This window comes from Luteimonas sp. Soil_C_16, assembly GCF_057657295.1.
In genome coordinates this window covers 411,815-425,667 of sequence record NZ_JBDGIS010000001.1, presented here as the reverse complement: position 1 = coordinate 425,667, position 13,853 = coordinate 411,815, and the positions used below count along the sequence as shown (strand labels likewise).

Sequence of the window (13,853 nt, the reverse complement as noted above, 5' to 3'; positions counted from 1 at the left end):
GCACTCACGCGGTCCAGACCCGGCCGCGGGGATGCTGCCCGCTGCGTCACCGCGCGCCCGCCGCGCCCCACCCGATTCGAGGAGAGCTCCATGCGCACCCATACATTCCTGATGCCGATCCCCGCCGCGCTGGCCCTCGCGCTGGCCGCCTGCGGCGGCGGTGCCGACAACGCGAACACCGGCGACAACGCCGCAGCCGAAGCCGACCGCGCCGCCGAAAACACCGCCGCGACCCCGCCCGCGGCAGCGCCTGCGCCGGACGCGATGGCCGCTGCGACCGCCATGGCCACGCTGCAGCCGACCGCCGGCAACCAGACCGCAGGCGAACTGCGCTTTGCCGTCGTCAACGGTCGCATCGAGGTCACCGGCACCGTGACGGGCCTGCCGGCCGGCGGTACCCACGGTTTCCACGTGCACGAGACCGGGGATTGCAGCGCGCCGGACGGCAGCAGCGCCGGTGGTCACTTCAATCCGGGCAGCACCGATCACGGCCGCGTCGGCCAGGGCGCCCATCACGCCGGTGACAGCGACAACATCACCGCCGGCACCGACGGCACCGCCCAGGTCAGCGGATGGCTCGAAGGCGCGACGATCGGCGGCGGTGGCGCCGACGACATCGTCGGCAAGGGCGTGATCGTCCACAAGGATGCCGACGACTACAAGACGCAGCCGACCGGCAATGCCGGCGACCGTCTGGCGTGCGGTGTGATCCAGGCCGGCTAATCGCTGGCGCGCCTGCGCTGTAAAGAAAGATCGGCGCCCGTCTCCTGCTAGGAGGCGGGCGTTTTCATTTGGGTCGTCGCGCGTCGGATGCCGCGGCGTCGTCGGCCATCACCCAACCTTCTCTCAAGGGGAGAGGGCTCAAAACATCGCGATGAAAGGTCAACGCGTAATCAGAAGCAGGCGACCCAAGCGCCTCTCCCTCCGGGAGAGGCCGACGCGTGTTGCGCGTAGGGTGAGGGCTGGGGCGTTACCACTGCCCCGCCTACCAGGGCGAACCGGTACAGCAACGGAGCGCCCGACCGAATCCAACTTCAGCGCAACGCCCCCGCCGGATCCTGCCCGGGCGCCACGTGCACGAACACCACCGGCACGCCGTGCGCCTGCAGCACCGCGGACAACTGACGTTGCCGCGCCTCGTACATCGCGAAGCCCTTCGCCAGCCGGTCGTCGTCCGACTCGCCTGACGCACACCGGCGACGCCAGTCGTCGGGCGCGAGCATCGCGATCCGCACTTCACCGTCCACGTACCGCAGCAGCGGCTCCGGCGGCGCGTCGAGCCAGGCCTCGGACTCCGGCGCGAGCAGCGCGGTTTCCAGCACGTCCCACAGCGGGTCGAGTCCCTGGTTGCGGTACTGCAGGGCGGTCATCGCCAGCAGGTCGTGCAGCGTGAGATAGCGCGCGTGTTCGATGCGCGCGCCGAAGGCCTCCTGCGCGCACAGAGCGGTGTCGGCCTGGGCCATGCCGAGGTCGAGCAACATCGATTCCATGTGCGCCGCGACGGCTTCGGTCGCTGCGGGTTCGCCGACGAACAGATACGGCAGCACGCGCAGACGCCCGCCCGCGAGTTGCGGGTCGGACTGGAACGGCAGCGGCACCGCGCCGCTGGCATCGGCGCCGAAGGCGATGATGCGCGGGCCCTGTCCGGACTGCGGCGCGCGCACGCGCAGCTCGTCGAGACGGCGGTGCACCGGCCAGCCCGGACGTAGCAGTTCGGCGGGATCGAAGTGGGCGGCGGCGAAAGACAGGTCGAGATCGCGCACCCCCGGCACCAGCGCGCCGAGGTCGCGGCCCAGCAGCTTCGCGAGCTCGCCCGCGGCCTGCTGGCCGAGCGCGCCGCGCGCGGGCGTGGAGTCGTCGCTCAGCTCGAGGGCGAGCACGCCGAGCACCTGCGGGGCGGGAATTTGTCGGGAAATGTCGGGATCTGCGGTCATTGGCCGTGCACATGGGCAGCGATACACTCGTTCACATTATGCCCGTCCCGCGTCAGGGACAGTCTCACGCAGGTTCTGTCGAGGTCATTCCGATGCTGCTAGGTCGTCCCGTCGCCGTGCTCGGCGGCGTTCGTATTCCGTTCTGCCGCCAGAACACCGCTTATGCGGACGTCGGAAATCTCGGGATGTCGGTGCGCACGCTGGGGGCCCTGGTCGAGAAGTTCGGCCTGCACGGCCAGCAGCTCGGCGAAGTCGCAATGGGCGCGGTGATCAAGCATTCCAGCGACTGGAATCTGGGCCGCGAGGCCGCGCTGTCGTCGGGCCTGTCGGCGCTGACGCCGGGCATCACCCTGCAGCGCGCCTGCGGCACGTCGCTGGATTCGATCATCACGATCGGCAACAAGATCGCCACCGGCCAGATCGAATCGGGCATCGGCGGCGGTTCGGACACCACGTCCGACGTGCCGATCGTCTATGGCCGCGCGCTGCGCCGCCGGCTGCTGGCCGCGAATGCGGCGAAGACGCCGAAGGAGAAGCTGGCCGCGTTCAAGGGCTTCCGTCTGCGCGAGCTCAAGCCGGATTTCCCGGGCGTCGCCGAGCCGCGCACCGGCAAGTCGATGGGCGAGCACTGCGAGGACATGGCGAAGGAGTGGAACATCGCGCGCGATTCGCAGGACGAACTCGCCGTCGCCTCGCACCACAAACTCGCGGCCGCCTACGAGCGCGGTTTCTTCGACGATCTGGTGGTGAGTTTCCGCGGCGTCTCGCGCGACAACATCCTGCGGCCCGACACCTCGCTGGCGAAGCTGGCGACGCTCAAACCAGCGTTCGACAAGACCTCCGGCCGCGGCACGCTGACCGCCGCGAATTCGACGCCGCTGACCGATGGCGCCTCCGCGTGTCTGCTGGCCAGCGACGAATGGGCTGCGGCGCACGGACACGACGTGCTGTGCCATATCCGCGACGCACACGTGTCGGCCGTCGATTTCGTGCACGGCGAGGGCCTGCTGATGGCGCCGACCGTCGCCGTGGCCGAAATGCTCGCGCGCAACAATCTCACGCTGCAGGATTTCGACATCTACGAGATCCATGAGGCGTTCGCTGCGCAGGTGCTGTGCACGCTGCGCGCGTGGGAGAGCGAGGACTACTGCCGCACGCGCCTCGGTCTCGACGCGCCGCTCGGCCGCATCGATCCGGCGAAGCTCAATCCGGTCGGCTCGTCGCTCGCCGCGGGTCACCCGTTCGCGGCGACCGGCGCGCGCGTCGTCGCCACGGCTGCGAAGCAGCTGAAGGAACGCGGCGGTGGCCGCGCGCTGATCTCGATCTGCACCGCCGGTGGCATGGGCGTCGTCGCGATCCTCGAACGCTGATCGCCCGGAGCGTCGTCATGTCCGTCTTCCGTACTTCGGGCCGCCTCGGCCTGCTCGCCGTCGCCGTGTGCGCGCTTGCCGCATGCGGCAAGGACGACGCGGACGCAGTGCCGCCTCCGAGCGCGTCGGGTCCGCAGCTAGTCTCGGCGCCACCACCGCGCGATGCCTTGCCGGATTGCGCGCGCCTGGCATCGACGCTCGGCGACCTGGTTGCCGGTCTCGAGGCCGTCGACGACGCCGGCACCCGCCAGGACACGCCCGAAAGTTACGGCATCAGCTGCGCTTGGCGGTCGGCCGACGACGGCGCGGCGATCGGCGCGATCGTCATCGTCGACAACGAGCCGCTGACGGCGCAGGACATGCAGCGCGCCGGCATGTACGTCGAGGATCCGCGCGTGGCCGCGCTGGGTGGCTTCGTCGCGATTCCCGATGCGCTGCTCGATGGCAATGCGCCGCTCGGCCCCGTGGGACCACAGGTCATCGTCGGACCGGTCACGGTCACGCTGGCGAGCAACGGGCGCGGACGTGCGGCGGATATCACGCTGGATCAGGCGGTCGATGGCGCGGTGGCGGTGCACCGTTCGATGCGTTGAGGGTGGGCCGCGGTCTTCGGCGTGCCGTCGGCGTCGCGGGTGAGCCGCCTTTCGATTGCTGCGCGTTCGGCTTGCTTCAGATGCGCTCGCTGGACGTGCTCGATCCAGTTGCCTTGAACTGCTGACGCAGCGCAGCCGAGCCATCTGCTGACGCGCCCATCAGTCGCGGCCGCATCTGGCGGAGCACCCCGGACCAGGGGCCGGGGTGTTCGCTTTTCGACCGCAAGAAGTGGTGTTCGTGCCCGCTGACGCACGCGTCAGCCGGACACACAAACTCAGAACCGGTCCGTCGGATGCGGCGGCGCATCGCCGTGCACGTACGGCAGGCCGTGCGCGTCACGCGTCTCAGGTTCGATCAGATCGTCGCGCGCTGCGAGCGGCGTTGCCGGCGGAAGCGCTACCACCGGCTCGTTGCGGGCGGCGCGCAGGGCATTCGCGTAACACAGACGTGCGTTGCGATCGTCGCCCTCGGCGGCATACGCGTCGCCCATCTGCACCCAGGCATCGCTGCCGGCGCCCTGGTCGATCGCGCGCTGCAGGTAGTCACGCGCGTTCGGCCAGTCCCGCTGCATGTGGTGCAGGCGCGCGAGGCCGAGCATCACGCCCGGGCTCGACGGATGCGCGTTGAGCCAGCGCTCCATGCGCGACTGGCGATGCGCGGCGTCGCCGACCTCCAGCGCTGCGTAGCGCGCGGCGACACGCTCATCCCAGCGCGCATCGAGCGAGGTTTCCAGGCTCTTGAGCGCAGCGTCGTGCCAGCCCAGCGCGACCGCGCGATCGGCATAGGCCAGCACCACCGGCGTCTCGGTGCGGATGTGTTTCGGCAGCGCTTCCCAGCGCTCGGCGAGCACGTTGGCATCGGCCGCTTCGTGAAGCGATGCGGCGGCCCAGCGGATCTCGCGGAGTTCCAGCTGCGCTTCCGGCAACGCGTTCTGGCGACGCAGTGCGCCGAGCAGGCCATAGGCTTCGGCGGCATGGCCGGTCATCGCCCAGGCATCGGCGCGCAGCGCGAGCCCGCGCGGCGGCAGCGGCTGCGCGGCCGGTGCGTCGAGTGCGGTCAGCGCATCGATCGGTCGTTCGTCGACCAGGGCGAGTTCGGCCAGCGCGATCGCGCGCGTCGCCGGGTGGCGGTCACCGAACTTTTCGAGATGTGCACGCGCGCCGGCATCGTCGCCGCGTCCGATCGCGGCCTGGGTTGCGGCGATGCGTGCGGCGGGCTCGTAATGCGGGTTCTCGTCGGCGGACTGCGCCAGCAGTTTTTCGGCGCGGGCGTAGTGGCCCTGATGCAGCGCATCGAGGCCTTCGCCGACGCGGCTCTGCGCCTTGGTTTCGCGGTAGCGGCCCCAGCTGCGGAACGGCAGCAGGATCAACGTGACCAGCAGCCAGACCACGACCATCGCGCCGAGCAGCATCGCGATCGCATTGATGACCGTCGTCGTGTAGTCGACGCCACCGCGGCGGACCAGCACGTAGCCGGGATCGCCCGACATCAGCAGTTGCGCGGCCAGCGCGCCGAGAAGGGCGATGACGATCCAGACCAGCAGGGCTCGGAGCAAGGACATGGCGGAATTCCGGATGGTGCAGGGGATAGATCGCTACGGTGCCAGAGCCCGTCGTGACGGCCCCGTCGCGGGTCTGCGCGTCCATTCAGCTGGCTGTGCGCTCCGGCAGGGCTGCCGCCAGCAGCGAGGCCGGGCGGGCATCGGTCGCCTGTTCGATATGCGCGAACCCGGTGTCGCGGGCGAGATCGGCGAGGCGCGCGCTGGCGGCGAGCACGCGCGCCTCGCGCAGGCGTGCGACAGCGTCCGGCGGCAGGGCGTCCAGCGTGCGCTGCAGCGCTTCGCCACTGCTGAGCGGCAGCAGCCACGGCGCCGGTACCGCCAGCAGCTTGGCGATACGCGAGGGCGATGGTGGCGTCGGCACCCGCGCGTAGACATCGGCGCGTCGCAGGTCCGCGCCTGCATAGGAGAGTGTCTGCGCGATCACGCCACGTCCGCCCGGTGCGCTGATCAATCCGACGCTGCGTCCTTTCAGGTTCGCCAGTTCCGGAAGCGCCAGCACACCTTCGCTGTCCATGCGTGCAGGCGCACGAACGCCGACGATGCCGGCACGTTCGAGGGCCGTTGCCGTTCCTGCACCGACCGCGAGCCAGGACTGCGTGTCGCGCGCGGCGAGTGGCTGCAGCATCGCGGCTGCAGCGACCGCCGGCGGACTGGTGAAGATCACGACATCGGCGGCGAGTGCGGCTCGCAACGCATCGCGCGTGCCGGCGTCGTCGCGCTGTTCGATGCGCCACGGCGACAGCGCGAAGGTGCGCGCGCCGAGACGCGCGGCTTCGCGGCGCAGGCCTGAATGTGCACCGGCCGGCCGTAGCGAGATGACGTAATATCCCGACAGATGCGGGAAAGCCGGCGCGGCATGCATGCGCCAAGCTTGGTGGCTGCGGTGGTGCGGCGCAAGCCGGACGACCCCGCCCCCACAGGATTCCGCATGACGCTCGATGATTCGCTCCGCGCCCTCGAGGCGTATTACGGTTCGATGCCGCCCGTCGCGGCGATGGACGTGTCCGTCGCCGGTTACGACGGCGATTCCCTGCGCCTGCACGCGCCGTTGTCCTCGCACGTCAACGACAAGGGCTCCGCATTCGGCGGCAGTCTCGTGTCGGTGATGACGCTCGCGGCCTGGGGGCTGGTGACGTTGCGCGTGGAGCAGGCCGGTCTCGATGCCGAGGTCTACGTGGCCGATTCCACGGTCCGCTATCGCGCGCCGCTGCTCGGCGATCTCGAAGCCGAGGCCACGCTCGACGAGGCCGGCGACTGGTCGACGTTTGCGCGCACGCTGCGCGACCGGGGCCGCGCGCGCGTCGCGCTCACCGCGCGCATCGCATTGCCCGACGGCAGTACCGCGACCGAAATGCAGGCGCGCTACGTGGCGATCCGGCGGCCGACCGGGAACGCCTGAGGTCGCCGCCCGCGAGGGCGGATCCGACGTGACGCCGACCGGTTGCTGACGCCGCGCGCGCCGGCACTTGCGCGCGGGCCTGCCGTTGCCAAGACTCCGCGCTTCTTGTCCGTCTCTGCGATCCCCGGGGTCGTCCCATGCGCCATCCGTGTATGACCTGTGGGGCCTGTTGCAGTCATTACCGGGTGTCCATGCACTGGATGGAGACCGATGCCGCCGGCGGCGTCGTGCCGCACGCGCTCACCGAAACCTTCGGTCCACACCAGGTCGTGATGCGCGGCACCTGGGAATCGAAGCCGCGCTGCGTGGCGCTCGACGCCGACATCGGCGTGTCTTCGCGCTGCACGATCCACGCCGTGCGGCCGCAGGCCTGCCGTGATGTGCAGGCGTCATGGGAGTCCGGCGAGGCCAGTCCGCAATGCGATCGCGCGCGACGTGCGCACGGCTTGCCGGTGCTGCGCGCGGCGGACTGGGTGCCTGCGATCGAGATGGTGCTGGTCGATGCGAACGCGCCCGCGGCGTCGTTCGGTGGAGTCCCGACTGCACAGGCAGGCATAGCGCCCGGCGTGTAGGTCCATCCCCGCGAGGCCGCGTCCGGCTGTGCGTTGCTGTCCGGTGGCGATGGGTCGTGTTGCGCTTCACGCATCCGGCGGAGACGCGCCGACGCCTCAGACCGGATTGGCATCCAGGAACGTGCGGATCGCCGGCACCAGCACCGCGTGCTTGTCTTCGAGCACGTAATGCCCCGCATCCTCGAAGGCCATGACCTCGGCCTGCGGCAACGCTGCGCGGAAACCGGCGAGGAAGTGGTGGTCGAACACGAAATCCTTGAGTCCCCAGCCGATGAAGGCCGGACGGTCGGCGTAGGCGGGCAGCCGCTGGCCGGCCGCCTCCAGCAAGGGCCAGGCGCGGTCCTTCGGGCCGAGCGGGATGTCCTGCATGAAACGCACGGTGCTGATGCGGTTCGCCCAGCTGTCGTAGGGCGCGACGTAGGCGCGGCGCACGTCGGCCGGCATGCGGGTCTCCACGCCTTGCCACGAGGCACCCGCGGAGAACGCATTGAAGCCGCGGATGATCCACTCGCCGACGGTGTAGTCGCGCCCCAGCGCGATCTGCCACGGCATCGGCTTGTCGGTCGGCAGCGGGAACGCGGCGGTATTGGTGATGACCAGCCGCTTGACCTGCGGCATGTGCTCCAGTGCCCAGCCGAAACCGATCATGCCGCCCCAGTCGTGCACCGCCAGCGTCACCGGGCCGTCGATGCCGAGATGGGCGAGCAGGGCGCCGAGGTCCTCGACGCGCGAGGCCAGGGTGTAGTCGTAGCGCGGCAGCGCATTGGGCGCGTCGTCGGGCTTGTCCGACCAGCCCATGCCGACGTGGTCCGGCACGATGCAGCGGTAGCGGTCGCGCAGGCCGAGCACCAGATGGCGCCAGTAGTAACTCCACGACGGATTGCCGTGCAGCATCAGCACGATCTCGCCGTCGCGCGGGCCCTCGTCGAGGTAGTGCATCTGCACGCCGGGACGCGCTTCGAATCGGTGACCGTCGAACGGATAATCGGGAAGCTGCACGGGCGACAAGGACCAGGGGCTGCGATGAATACGAGACATTGTAGTCAACGGATGCGGACGGGCCCGAAACGCGCCGACCCGGGGTCTTCACAGCGCTGAAGCTGGGGTGCACTGTGTGCGCTGGGAGACTGTGGGCCGCGCGCCAACGGCGTATGCTGGAAAGATGAATACGAGTGCACGCAAGCTGGGTGCGGGTCCCGACGACCTGCGTCATTTCCTGCGCGCCGGGACCTCGGACCTGCATGCAAGTGTCGATGCATGTTTCGCCGACGGTCTCGGTACGCCGCTTGCGTATGCGCGGTATCTGATCGGCATGCATCGCTTCGCTGCGGATTACGAGATCGTCATCGGCGGTCTGCCCCGCGCGTCGTACTGGCTCGCGAACGATCTGCGCGATCTGTCACTGACGCCGCTGCCGCCGTCCGGTGTGCGCGGCTTCGCCAGCGAAGCCGACGAGCGCCTGGGCTGGGACTACGTGATGTCCGGCAGCAGCCTGGGCGCACGCTATCTGTTGCGCGGCGTGCAGGCGCTGGGTCACACCGGAGATACCGGTGCCCGGTTCCTCTCGCGCCATGCGGCCGGCGACGAATGGCGCAATGTGCTCGAACGCCTCGACGCGCGCTCGGCGCATGTCGATCAACCCCGCACCCATCTGCTGCAGGGGGCGCGCGATGCCTTCCTGCTGGTCCAGTCGTGTTTCCAGCGCAGCTTCGACGCGACCCCTGCCCCCTTCGAGGAGCCTGTTGTATGAATCCAGCGCTCGAACGCGCACTCCAGGACTGCGCCAACGAACCGATCCATCTGTCGGGTGCGATCCAGCCGCATGGCTACCTGATCAGTTGCCAGTTGCCCGACTGGACGATCCGCCACGTCTCGGCCAACGTCGAAGCGCTGACCGGCGCGACGCCCGAGGAAATGCTGCGGCATTCGCTGCGCGAGTTCCTGACCGACGACCTGATCCAGGCGATCGCCGAGACGATCGGCTTCGGTGAACCCGGCGCGCCGCCGCAACGCGCGGCCGTGGGCAACATCGGTCCGCTGGCGAACCTGTGCGACATCAGCGTGCACGTCGCCGACGGCCTGGTGCACATCGAAGTCGAGCCGCAGCCGCGCAGCACGGGCGAGCGCTCGCCGACCGTGGTCGCGCAGACGATGATCGCGCGCGTCGCCGGCAGCGAGGACATCGACGATTTCAACCAGCGCGTCGCCGAACAGGTGCGCCTGTTGACCGGCTACGACCGCGTCATGGTCTACCGTTTCCGTCACGACGATGCCGGCGAGGTGGTCGCCGAGTCGCGCGATTCCGCGCTGCCGGCGTATCTGGGCCTGCGCTATCCGCAGTCCGACATTCCGGTGCAGGCGCGCACGCTGTATCTGCGCAACCGCATCCGCGTGATTCCGGATGCGACCTACACGCCGGTGCCGATCCTGCCCGATCGCGACAGCCGCGGCGGTGCACTCGATCTCGCACAGATGGCGCTGCGCAGCGTGTCGCCGGTACATCTGGAATACCTCGCCAACATGGGCGTGGTCGCGTCGATGTCGATCTCGATCGTCGCCGGCGGGCGCCTGTGGGGCCTGATCGCCTGCCATCACCGCACGCCGCGCCGGGTGCCGCCGGGCGTGCGCGCCGCAGCGGACCTGTTCGGCCTGTTCGTGTCGATGCGGGTCGCCTCTCGCGAGCAGCAGGACGCGGTCATGCTCGAGGAGAGCGCGCGCAGCGTGCGCGACACGCTGGCGTTGCGTCTCGACAACGCCGCCGATGCACGCCTCGCGCTGCAGGGCGAGCTGGATCTGCTCAACCGCGCGGTCGACAGCGACGGCGTCGGTCTGGTGCAGGCCGGCCACTGGTACACCGCCGGCCGCGCCCCGGACGAGTCGCGCCTGCCGGGCCTGCTCGACTGGCTGCGCCAGTCCAATACCGGTACCGGTGCGGTCAGCACCGAGCGTGCGGCCGACTGGAGCAACAGCGCCGACGAAGCCGACGGCATCGCCGGTGTGCTCGCGCTGCCGCTGGATCTGGCGCGCGACGAGTGGCTGTTCTTCTTCCGCTGCGAGCAGGTGGAGGAAGTGCGCTGGGCCGGCAGTCCGGACGAGCCGTTCTTGGTCGATCACGACGGCGGCAAGATCGGTCCGCGCGCGAGCTTCGCCGCGTGGCACGAAACCGTGCGGGGCAGCAGCGCGCCGTGGAGCGACGCCGATCGTCGCGTCATCGGCCGCCTGCACATGATGCTGCGCGAGCGCTACCGCCGTGGCGCCCTGCACGCCGAGCTCGGCGACATGCGTGCGCGCCGCGTGCGCCTGGACGTGCGCGAGCAGAAGACGCGTCTGCTGCAGCTCTCGGAACTGCTCGAAGGCCTGGTGCACGTCAGCCCGCAGGAAGCGACGCAGCTGTCCGATCGCATCAACAAGCTGGAAAGCGATCTGCAGTCGATGATCGGCACGGTCAACGTGGCCAACGCCGACTGATCGCGGCGTCCAGCATCGGAATACGAAAAAAGCGCCCTCGGGCGCTTTTTTTCGTTGCGGCGGTGTCGTCGATCAGGCCGACGTCAGCCCGTGTGCGCTGCGCACCTGCTGGATGCGGGCCCGTACGTCCGCGTCCACGCCATCGCGCTCTGCGCGGTCGAGGATGTTGCCGAGCACGCGCTGTTCTTCGGCGTCGATCACCTCGTCGCGCAACGCGAGCCCGAGCAGATGCTCGAGTTCGTCCAGCGACAGGCGACCGTCGTCGGTGAAGGCCGGAATCGCGGCCAGTGCCAGCTGCAGGTGATCGGGAAGTCGGTGCGGCATCGGGCGTCCTTGCGATGACGGTGGATCAGCGCAGCGTAGCGCTTACCACTCGACCTCGGCCATCGTGCAGTTCAGACCCGAGCCGATGCCCAGCAGCGCGATGCGGTCGCCCTTCTTCAGGCGTCCGAGTTCCTTGAGCTTGCTCAGCACGATCGGCACCGAGGCCGGCCCGATGTTGCCGTGCTCGCCGAAGATCGTGTGGACCTTGGTGGGATCGATGCCGAAGGACTGGATGAAGGCGCCGGTGTGCACCTTGCTGACCTGGTGGATCACGAACTGGTCCAGCTCGTCGACCACCCAGCCCATCGCCTCGCGCGCGGCGACGAAGGTCTTCTGCGCGAGCTTCATGCCTTCCATCAGCAGCATGCGGGTGTCGGTGACCATGCGGTCGAGATTGCCGCGGCACAGGGTGTTCCACTCGGTCGCCGAACGCGTCACGCCGCCCTTGTAGCGCGGGGCGTCGGGCAGCAGGTCGGCGCGTGCGAGCACCATCGCCGCCGAGCCGCAGCCCAGGGTCAGCGTGGCCAGCTCGTTGCGGAAATCCTCTTCCGTCGTCTCCGGGCGCAGCAGACGCTCGATGGTCTTCTCGTAGGCGAGGTTCGCGGTTTCACCGTCGACGATCAGTGCGTAGTCGATCTCGCCCAGCTCGATCATGCGGCTGGCGACGTCCATGCCGTTGACGAACGCCAGGCACGCGTTCGCCAGGTCGTAGTTCTGGCAGGTGTCCGGAATGCCGAGGTTGCCGCCGACGATGCTGGCGGTGGACGGCTCGAGGTAATCGCGGCTCACCGAGGTGTTCACCAGCAGGCCGAGCTTGCCGACTTCGATCCCGGCATCGTCCAGCGCCTTGCGGCCGGCCATCGTCGCGGCGTCCGAGGCCTGCACCTCGTCGTCCCACAGACGACGGGCATGGATGCCCGCGATGTCCTTGAGCACGTCGGTCTTGATGCCGAGGCGGTCGATGGTCGGCTTCAGCCGTGCATTGATGTCGTCGCTGGTCACGCGGTTCGGCGCATCGACATGGGCGAGGCCGGCGATGGCGACGTTCTTGAAGAGCATGGGCTGGGGCGCCGGATCTGGCAAAGGAGCCGCATAGGTTACCCGCTTCGGCGGGGTGACGCATGATGGGGGGATCACGCAAAACCCGGTGCACGCCGCAGCGCGACGGGTTTCGTGCCGGTTCCACGCCATTCGCGGCGTCCGCGTGGAACCGGATCGGCGCCTGCTCAGCCCGGCGGCGTGGCGCCCAGCAGATCCAGCGTCGTGCGCAGCATCGCGCGCACGCCGACCGCCAGCGCGGCCTCGTCGGGCGTGTAATGCGGCGAGTGGTTGATCGGCATCGTCGCCGGATCCTGGCCCGCGGGCGTGGTGCCGACGAAGAAATACGCGCCGGGCACGATGTTGGCGAACTGCGAGAAATCCTCGGCCACCGTCACCAGCGGCATCTCGACCACGTTGTCCGTGCCCACCGCGGCCTGCAGCGAGGGCAGCACGCGGCGCGCGAGTTCGGGATCGTTGACCGTGGCCGGTGCGTTGTTGACGACGTCGAGCTTCGCGGTCGCACCGGCGGCATGCGCGTAGTCGGTGGCGATCCGGTCGAAGCGCGTGATGACATCCGCGCGCACGGCGTCGTCGTAGGTGCGCAGCGTGCCGACCAGACGCGCGTCGTCGGGGATGATGTTGAAGCGCACGCCGCTCTGGAACTGTCCCGCGCTCAGCACCACCGGCGCGTTCACCGTGTTGATCTGCCGCGCGAGCATGCTCTGCGTCGCCAGCAGTACCTGCGCGCCGACCGTGATCGGGTCGACGCCATCCCACGGCCGCGAGCCATGCGTCTGCTTGCCGGTGATCGTCAGCGACCACTCGTCGGCGCTGGCCAGCGAGGGTCCGCTGCGGAAACCGATCTGTCCGGTCTGCAGGCCCGCCCACACGTGCAGGCCGAGAATCGCGTCCGGCTTCGCATCGTCGAACACGCCTTCGTCAAGCATGCGCTTGGCGCCGAAGACTTCGCCCGGTTCCGGCGGCCCTTCCTCGGCGGGCTGGAAGATGAAGACCACTTCGCCGGCGAGCTGCTCGCGCATGCCGGCCAGCGCTTCGGCCACGCCCATCAGGATCGCGACGTGCATGTCGTGGCCGCAGGCGTGCATCACACCGACTTCCTGCCCGCGATAGGTCGCACGCGCGGTGGACGCGAACGGCAGGCCGGTCTGTTCGGTGACCGGCAGCGCGTCCATGTCGGCGCGCAGCGCGATGCGCGGGCCGGGCCTGGCGCCCTTGAGCACGGCGACGACACCGGTCGGGCCGATGCCGGTCCGCGGTGAGAGAGCGAGGCTGCGCAGATGCGTCGCGACCACGTCGGCGGTGCGCGTTTCCTGGTTGCCGAGTTCGGGGTGCTGGTGCAGATCGCGGCGCCAGTCGACGAGCTTCTGCGTCAGTGCTGCATCGGGCGCGGCCGCCGCAGCCGGAGCGGCGCAGGCCAGCGCGAGTGCGAGACCGAGCGGCAGCGACTGGAATCGGATGTGCATGAGAACTGTCCAGACCGGAAGCTGGACATGCTAGCGCCTGCGGCACGGATGCCGCAGGCGCGGCACTGCACGTGCGAAGACGCGCGACGGACCCGCCGCCGCGCGT

General features: G+C 69.5%; 13 protein-coding genes and 1 pseudogene. 7 read left to right on the top strand and 7 right to left on the bottom strand.

What is annotated here, in order from left to right; translation table 11 throughout:
• Window positions 1–90: 90 nt before the first annotated feature.
• Window positions 91–723, top strand: coding sequence for a superoxide dismutase family protein (locus AC3A5T_RS01865; RefSeq protein WP_487627101.1), 633 nt, complete (start codon window positions 91–93; stop codon window positions 721–723).
• Window positions 724–1,216: 493 nt separating this feature from the next.
• On the opposite strand, the pseudogene AC3A5T_RS01860 reads toward AC3A5T_RS01865, so the two are convergent.
• Window positions 1,217–1,934 (bottom strand): annotated as a pseudogene (locus tag AC3A5T_RS01860) (hypothetical protein); the annotation flags it as partial.
• A gap of 92 nt (window positions 1,935–2,026) precedes the next feature.
• Here AC3A5T_RS01860 and AC3A5T_RS01855 point away from each other — a divergent pair.
• Window positions 2,027–3,304, top strand: a complete 1,278-nt coding sequence (locus AC3A5T_RS01855) for an acetyl-CoA C-acetyltransferase (protein WP_487627100.1) — start codon at window positions 2,027–2,029, stop codon at window positions 3,302–3,304.
• 17 nt (window positions 3,305–3,321) lie between these two features.
• Window positions 3,322–3,897: a hypothetical protein gene (locus AC3A5T_RS01850; RefSeq protein WP_487627099.1), complete on the top strand. Its 576-nt coding sequence runs from the start codon at window positions 3,322–3,324 to the stop codon at window positions 3,895–3,897.
• Window positions 3,898–4,172: 275 nt separating this feature from the next.
• Here the strand turns inward: AC3A5T_RS01850 and AC3A5T_RS01845 are convergent, their stop codons facing one another.
• Window positions 4,173–5,459 (bottom strand): heme biosynthesis HemY N-terminal domain-containing protein, encoded by a 1,287-nt coding sequence (locus AC3A5T_RS01845; RefSeq protein ID WP_487627098.1) that lies wholly within the window; start codon window positions 5,457–5,459, stop codon window positions 4,173–4,175.
• 85 nt (window positions 5,460–5,544) lie between these two features.
• Window positions 5,545–6,321, bottom strand: coding sequence for a uroporphyrinogen-III synthase (locus AC3A5T_RS01840; RefSeq protein ID WP_487627097.1), 777 nt, complete (start codon window positions 6,319–6,321; stop codon window positions 5,545–5,547).
• 66 nt (window positions 6,322–6,387) lie between these two features.
• Here AC3A5T_RS01840 and AC3A5T_RS01835 point away from each other — a divergent pair, with 66 nt between their 5' ends.
• Entirely contained in the window at window positions 6,388–6,858 is a 471-nt protein-coding gene (locus tag AC3A5T_RS01835) for a YiiD C-terminal domain-containing protein (protein ID WP_487627096.1), read from the top strand.
• A gap of 137 nt (window positions 6,859–6,995) precedes the next feature.
• A complete protein-coding gene (locus AC3A5T_RS01830) occupies window positions 6,996–7,430 on the top strand; it encodes a YkgJ family cysteine cluster protein (protein WP_487627095.1) in 435 nt (144 codons plus the stop codon).
• 96 nt (window positions 7,431–7,526) lie between these two features.
• Here the strand turns inward: AC3A5T_RS01830 and AC3A5T_RS01825 are convergent, their stop codons facing one another.
• A complete protein-coding gene (locus AC3A5T_RS01825) occupies window positions 7,527–8,369 on the bottom strand; it encodes an alpha/beta fold hydrolase (RefSeq protein ID WP_487627429.1) in 843 nt (280 codons plus the stop codon).
• A gap of 223 nt (window positions 8,370–8,592) precedes the next feature.
• Between AC3A5T_RS01825 and AC3A5T_RS01820 the strand changes: the two genes are divergently transcribed.
• Window positions 8,593–9,180 (top strand): biliverdin-producing heme oxygenase, encoded by a 588-nt coding sequence (locus AC3A5T_RS01820; protein WP_487627094.1) that lies wholly within the window; start codon window positions 8,593–8,595, stop codon window positions 9,178–9,180.
• Complete coding sequence (locus AC3A5T_RS01815; RefSeq protein ID WP_487627093.1) at window positions 9,177–10,898, top strand: GAF domain-containing protein; 1,722 nt, start codon at window positions 9,177–9,179, stop codon at window positions 10,896–10,898. Before AC3A5T_RS01820 ends, AC3A5T_RS01815 begins: the two co-directional genes overlap by 4 nt.
• 72 nt (window positions 10,899–10,970) lie before the next feature.
• Here the strand turns inward: AC3A5T_RS01815 and AC3A5T_RS01810 are convergent, their stop codons facing one another.
• From AC3A5T_RS01810 to AC3A5T_RS01800, 3 genes are all read right to left on the bottom strand, one after another.
• Entirely contained in the window at window positions 10,971–11,222 is a 252-nt protein-coding gene (locus AC3A5T_RS01810) for a hypothetical protein (RefSeq protein WP_487627092.1), read from the bottom strand.
• Window positions 11,223–11,264: 42 nt separating this feature from the next.
• Complete coding sequence (locus AC3A5T_RS01805) at window positions 11,265–12,281, bottom strand: 3-oxoacyl-ACP synthase III (protein ID WP_332078971.1); 1,017 nt, start codon at window positions 12,279–12,281, stop codon at window positions 11,265–11,267.
• 167 nt (window positions 12,282–12,448) lie between these two features.
• Complete coding sequence (locus tag AC3A5T_RS01800; protein WP_487627091.1) at window positions 12,449–13,747, bottom strand: amidohydrolase; 1,299 nt, start codon at window positions 13,745–13,747, stop codon at window positions 12,449–12,451.
• Between the last annotated feature and the right edge of the window lie 106 nt (window positions 13,748–13,853).

Bases quoted from the DNA above. Each gene is read 5' to 3' on its own strand.
- AC3A5T_RS01865 (WP_487627101.1), top strand. From the start codon at position 91: ATGCGCACCCATACATTCCTGATGCCGATCCCCGCCGCGCTGGCCCTC.
- AC3A5T_RS01855 (WP_487627100.1), top strand. From the start codon at position 2,027: ATGCTGCTAGGTCGTCCCGTCGCCGTGCTCGGCGGCGTTCGTATTCCG.
- AC3A5T_RS01850 (WP_487627099.1), top strand. From the start codon at position 3,322: ATGTCCGTCTTCCGTACTTCGGGCCGCCTCGGCCTGCTCGCCGTCGCC.
- AC3A5T_RS01845 (WP_487627098.1), bottom strand. From the start codon at position 5,459: ATGTCCTTGCTCCGAGCCCTGCTGGTCTGGATCGTCATCGCCCTTCTC.
- AC3A5T_RS01840 (WP_487627097.1), bottom strand. From the start codon at position 6,321: ATGCATGCCGCGCCGGCTTTCCCGCATCTGTCGGGATATTACGTCATC.
- AC3A5T_RS01835 (WP_487627096.1), top strand. From the start codon at position 6,388: ATGACGCTCGATGATTCGCTCCGCGCCCTCGAGGCGTATTACGGTTCG.
- AC3A5T_RS01830 (WP_487627095.1), top strand. From the start codon at position 6,996: ATGCGCCATCCGTGTATGACCTGTGGGGCCTGTTGCAGTCATTACCGG.
- AC3A5T_RS01825 (WP_487627429.1), bottom strand. From the start codon at position 8,369: ATGCACTACCTCGACGAGGGCCCGCGCGACGGCGAGATCGTGCTGATG.
- AC3A5T_RS01820 (WP_487627094.1), top strand. From the start codon at position 8,593: ATGAATACGAGTGCACGCAAGCTGGGTGCGGGTCCCGACGACCTGCGT.
- AC3A5T_RS01815 (WP_487627093.1), top strand. From the start codon at position 9,177: ATGAATCCAGCGCTCGAACGCGCACTCCAGGACTGCGCCAACGAACCG.
- AC3A5T_RS01810 (WP_487627092.1), bottom strand. From the start codon at position 11,222: ATGCCGCACCGACTTCCCGATCACCTGCAGCTGGCACTGGCCGCGATT.
- AC3A5T_RS01805 (WP_332078971.1), bottom strand. From the start codon at position 12,281: ATGCTCTTCAAGAACGTCGCCATCGCCGGCCTCGCCCATGTCGATGCG.
- AC3A5T_RS01800 (WP_487627091.1), bottom strand. From the start codon at position 13,747: ATGCACATCCGATTCCAGTCGCTGCCGCTCGGTCTCGCACTCGCGCTG.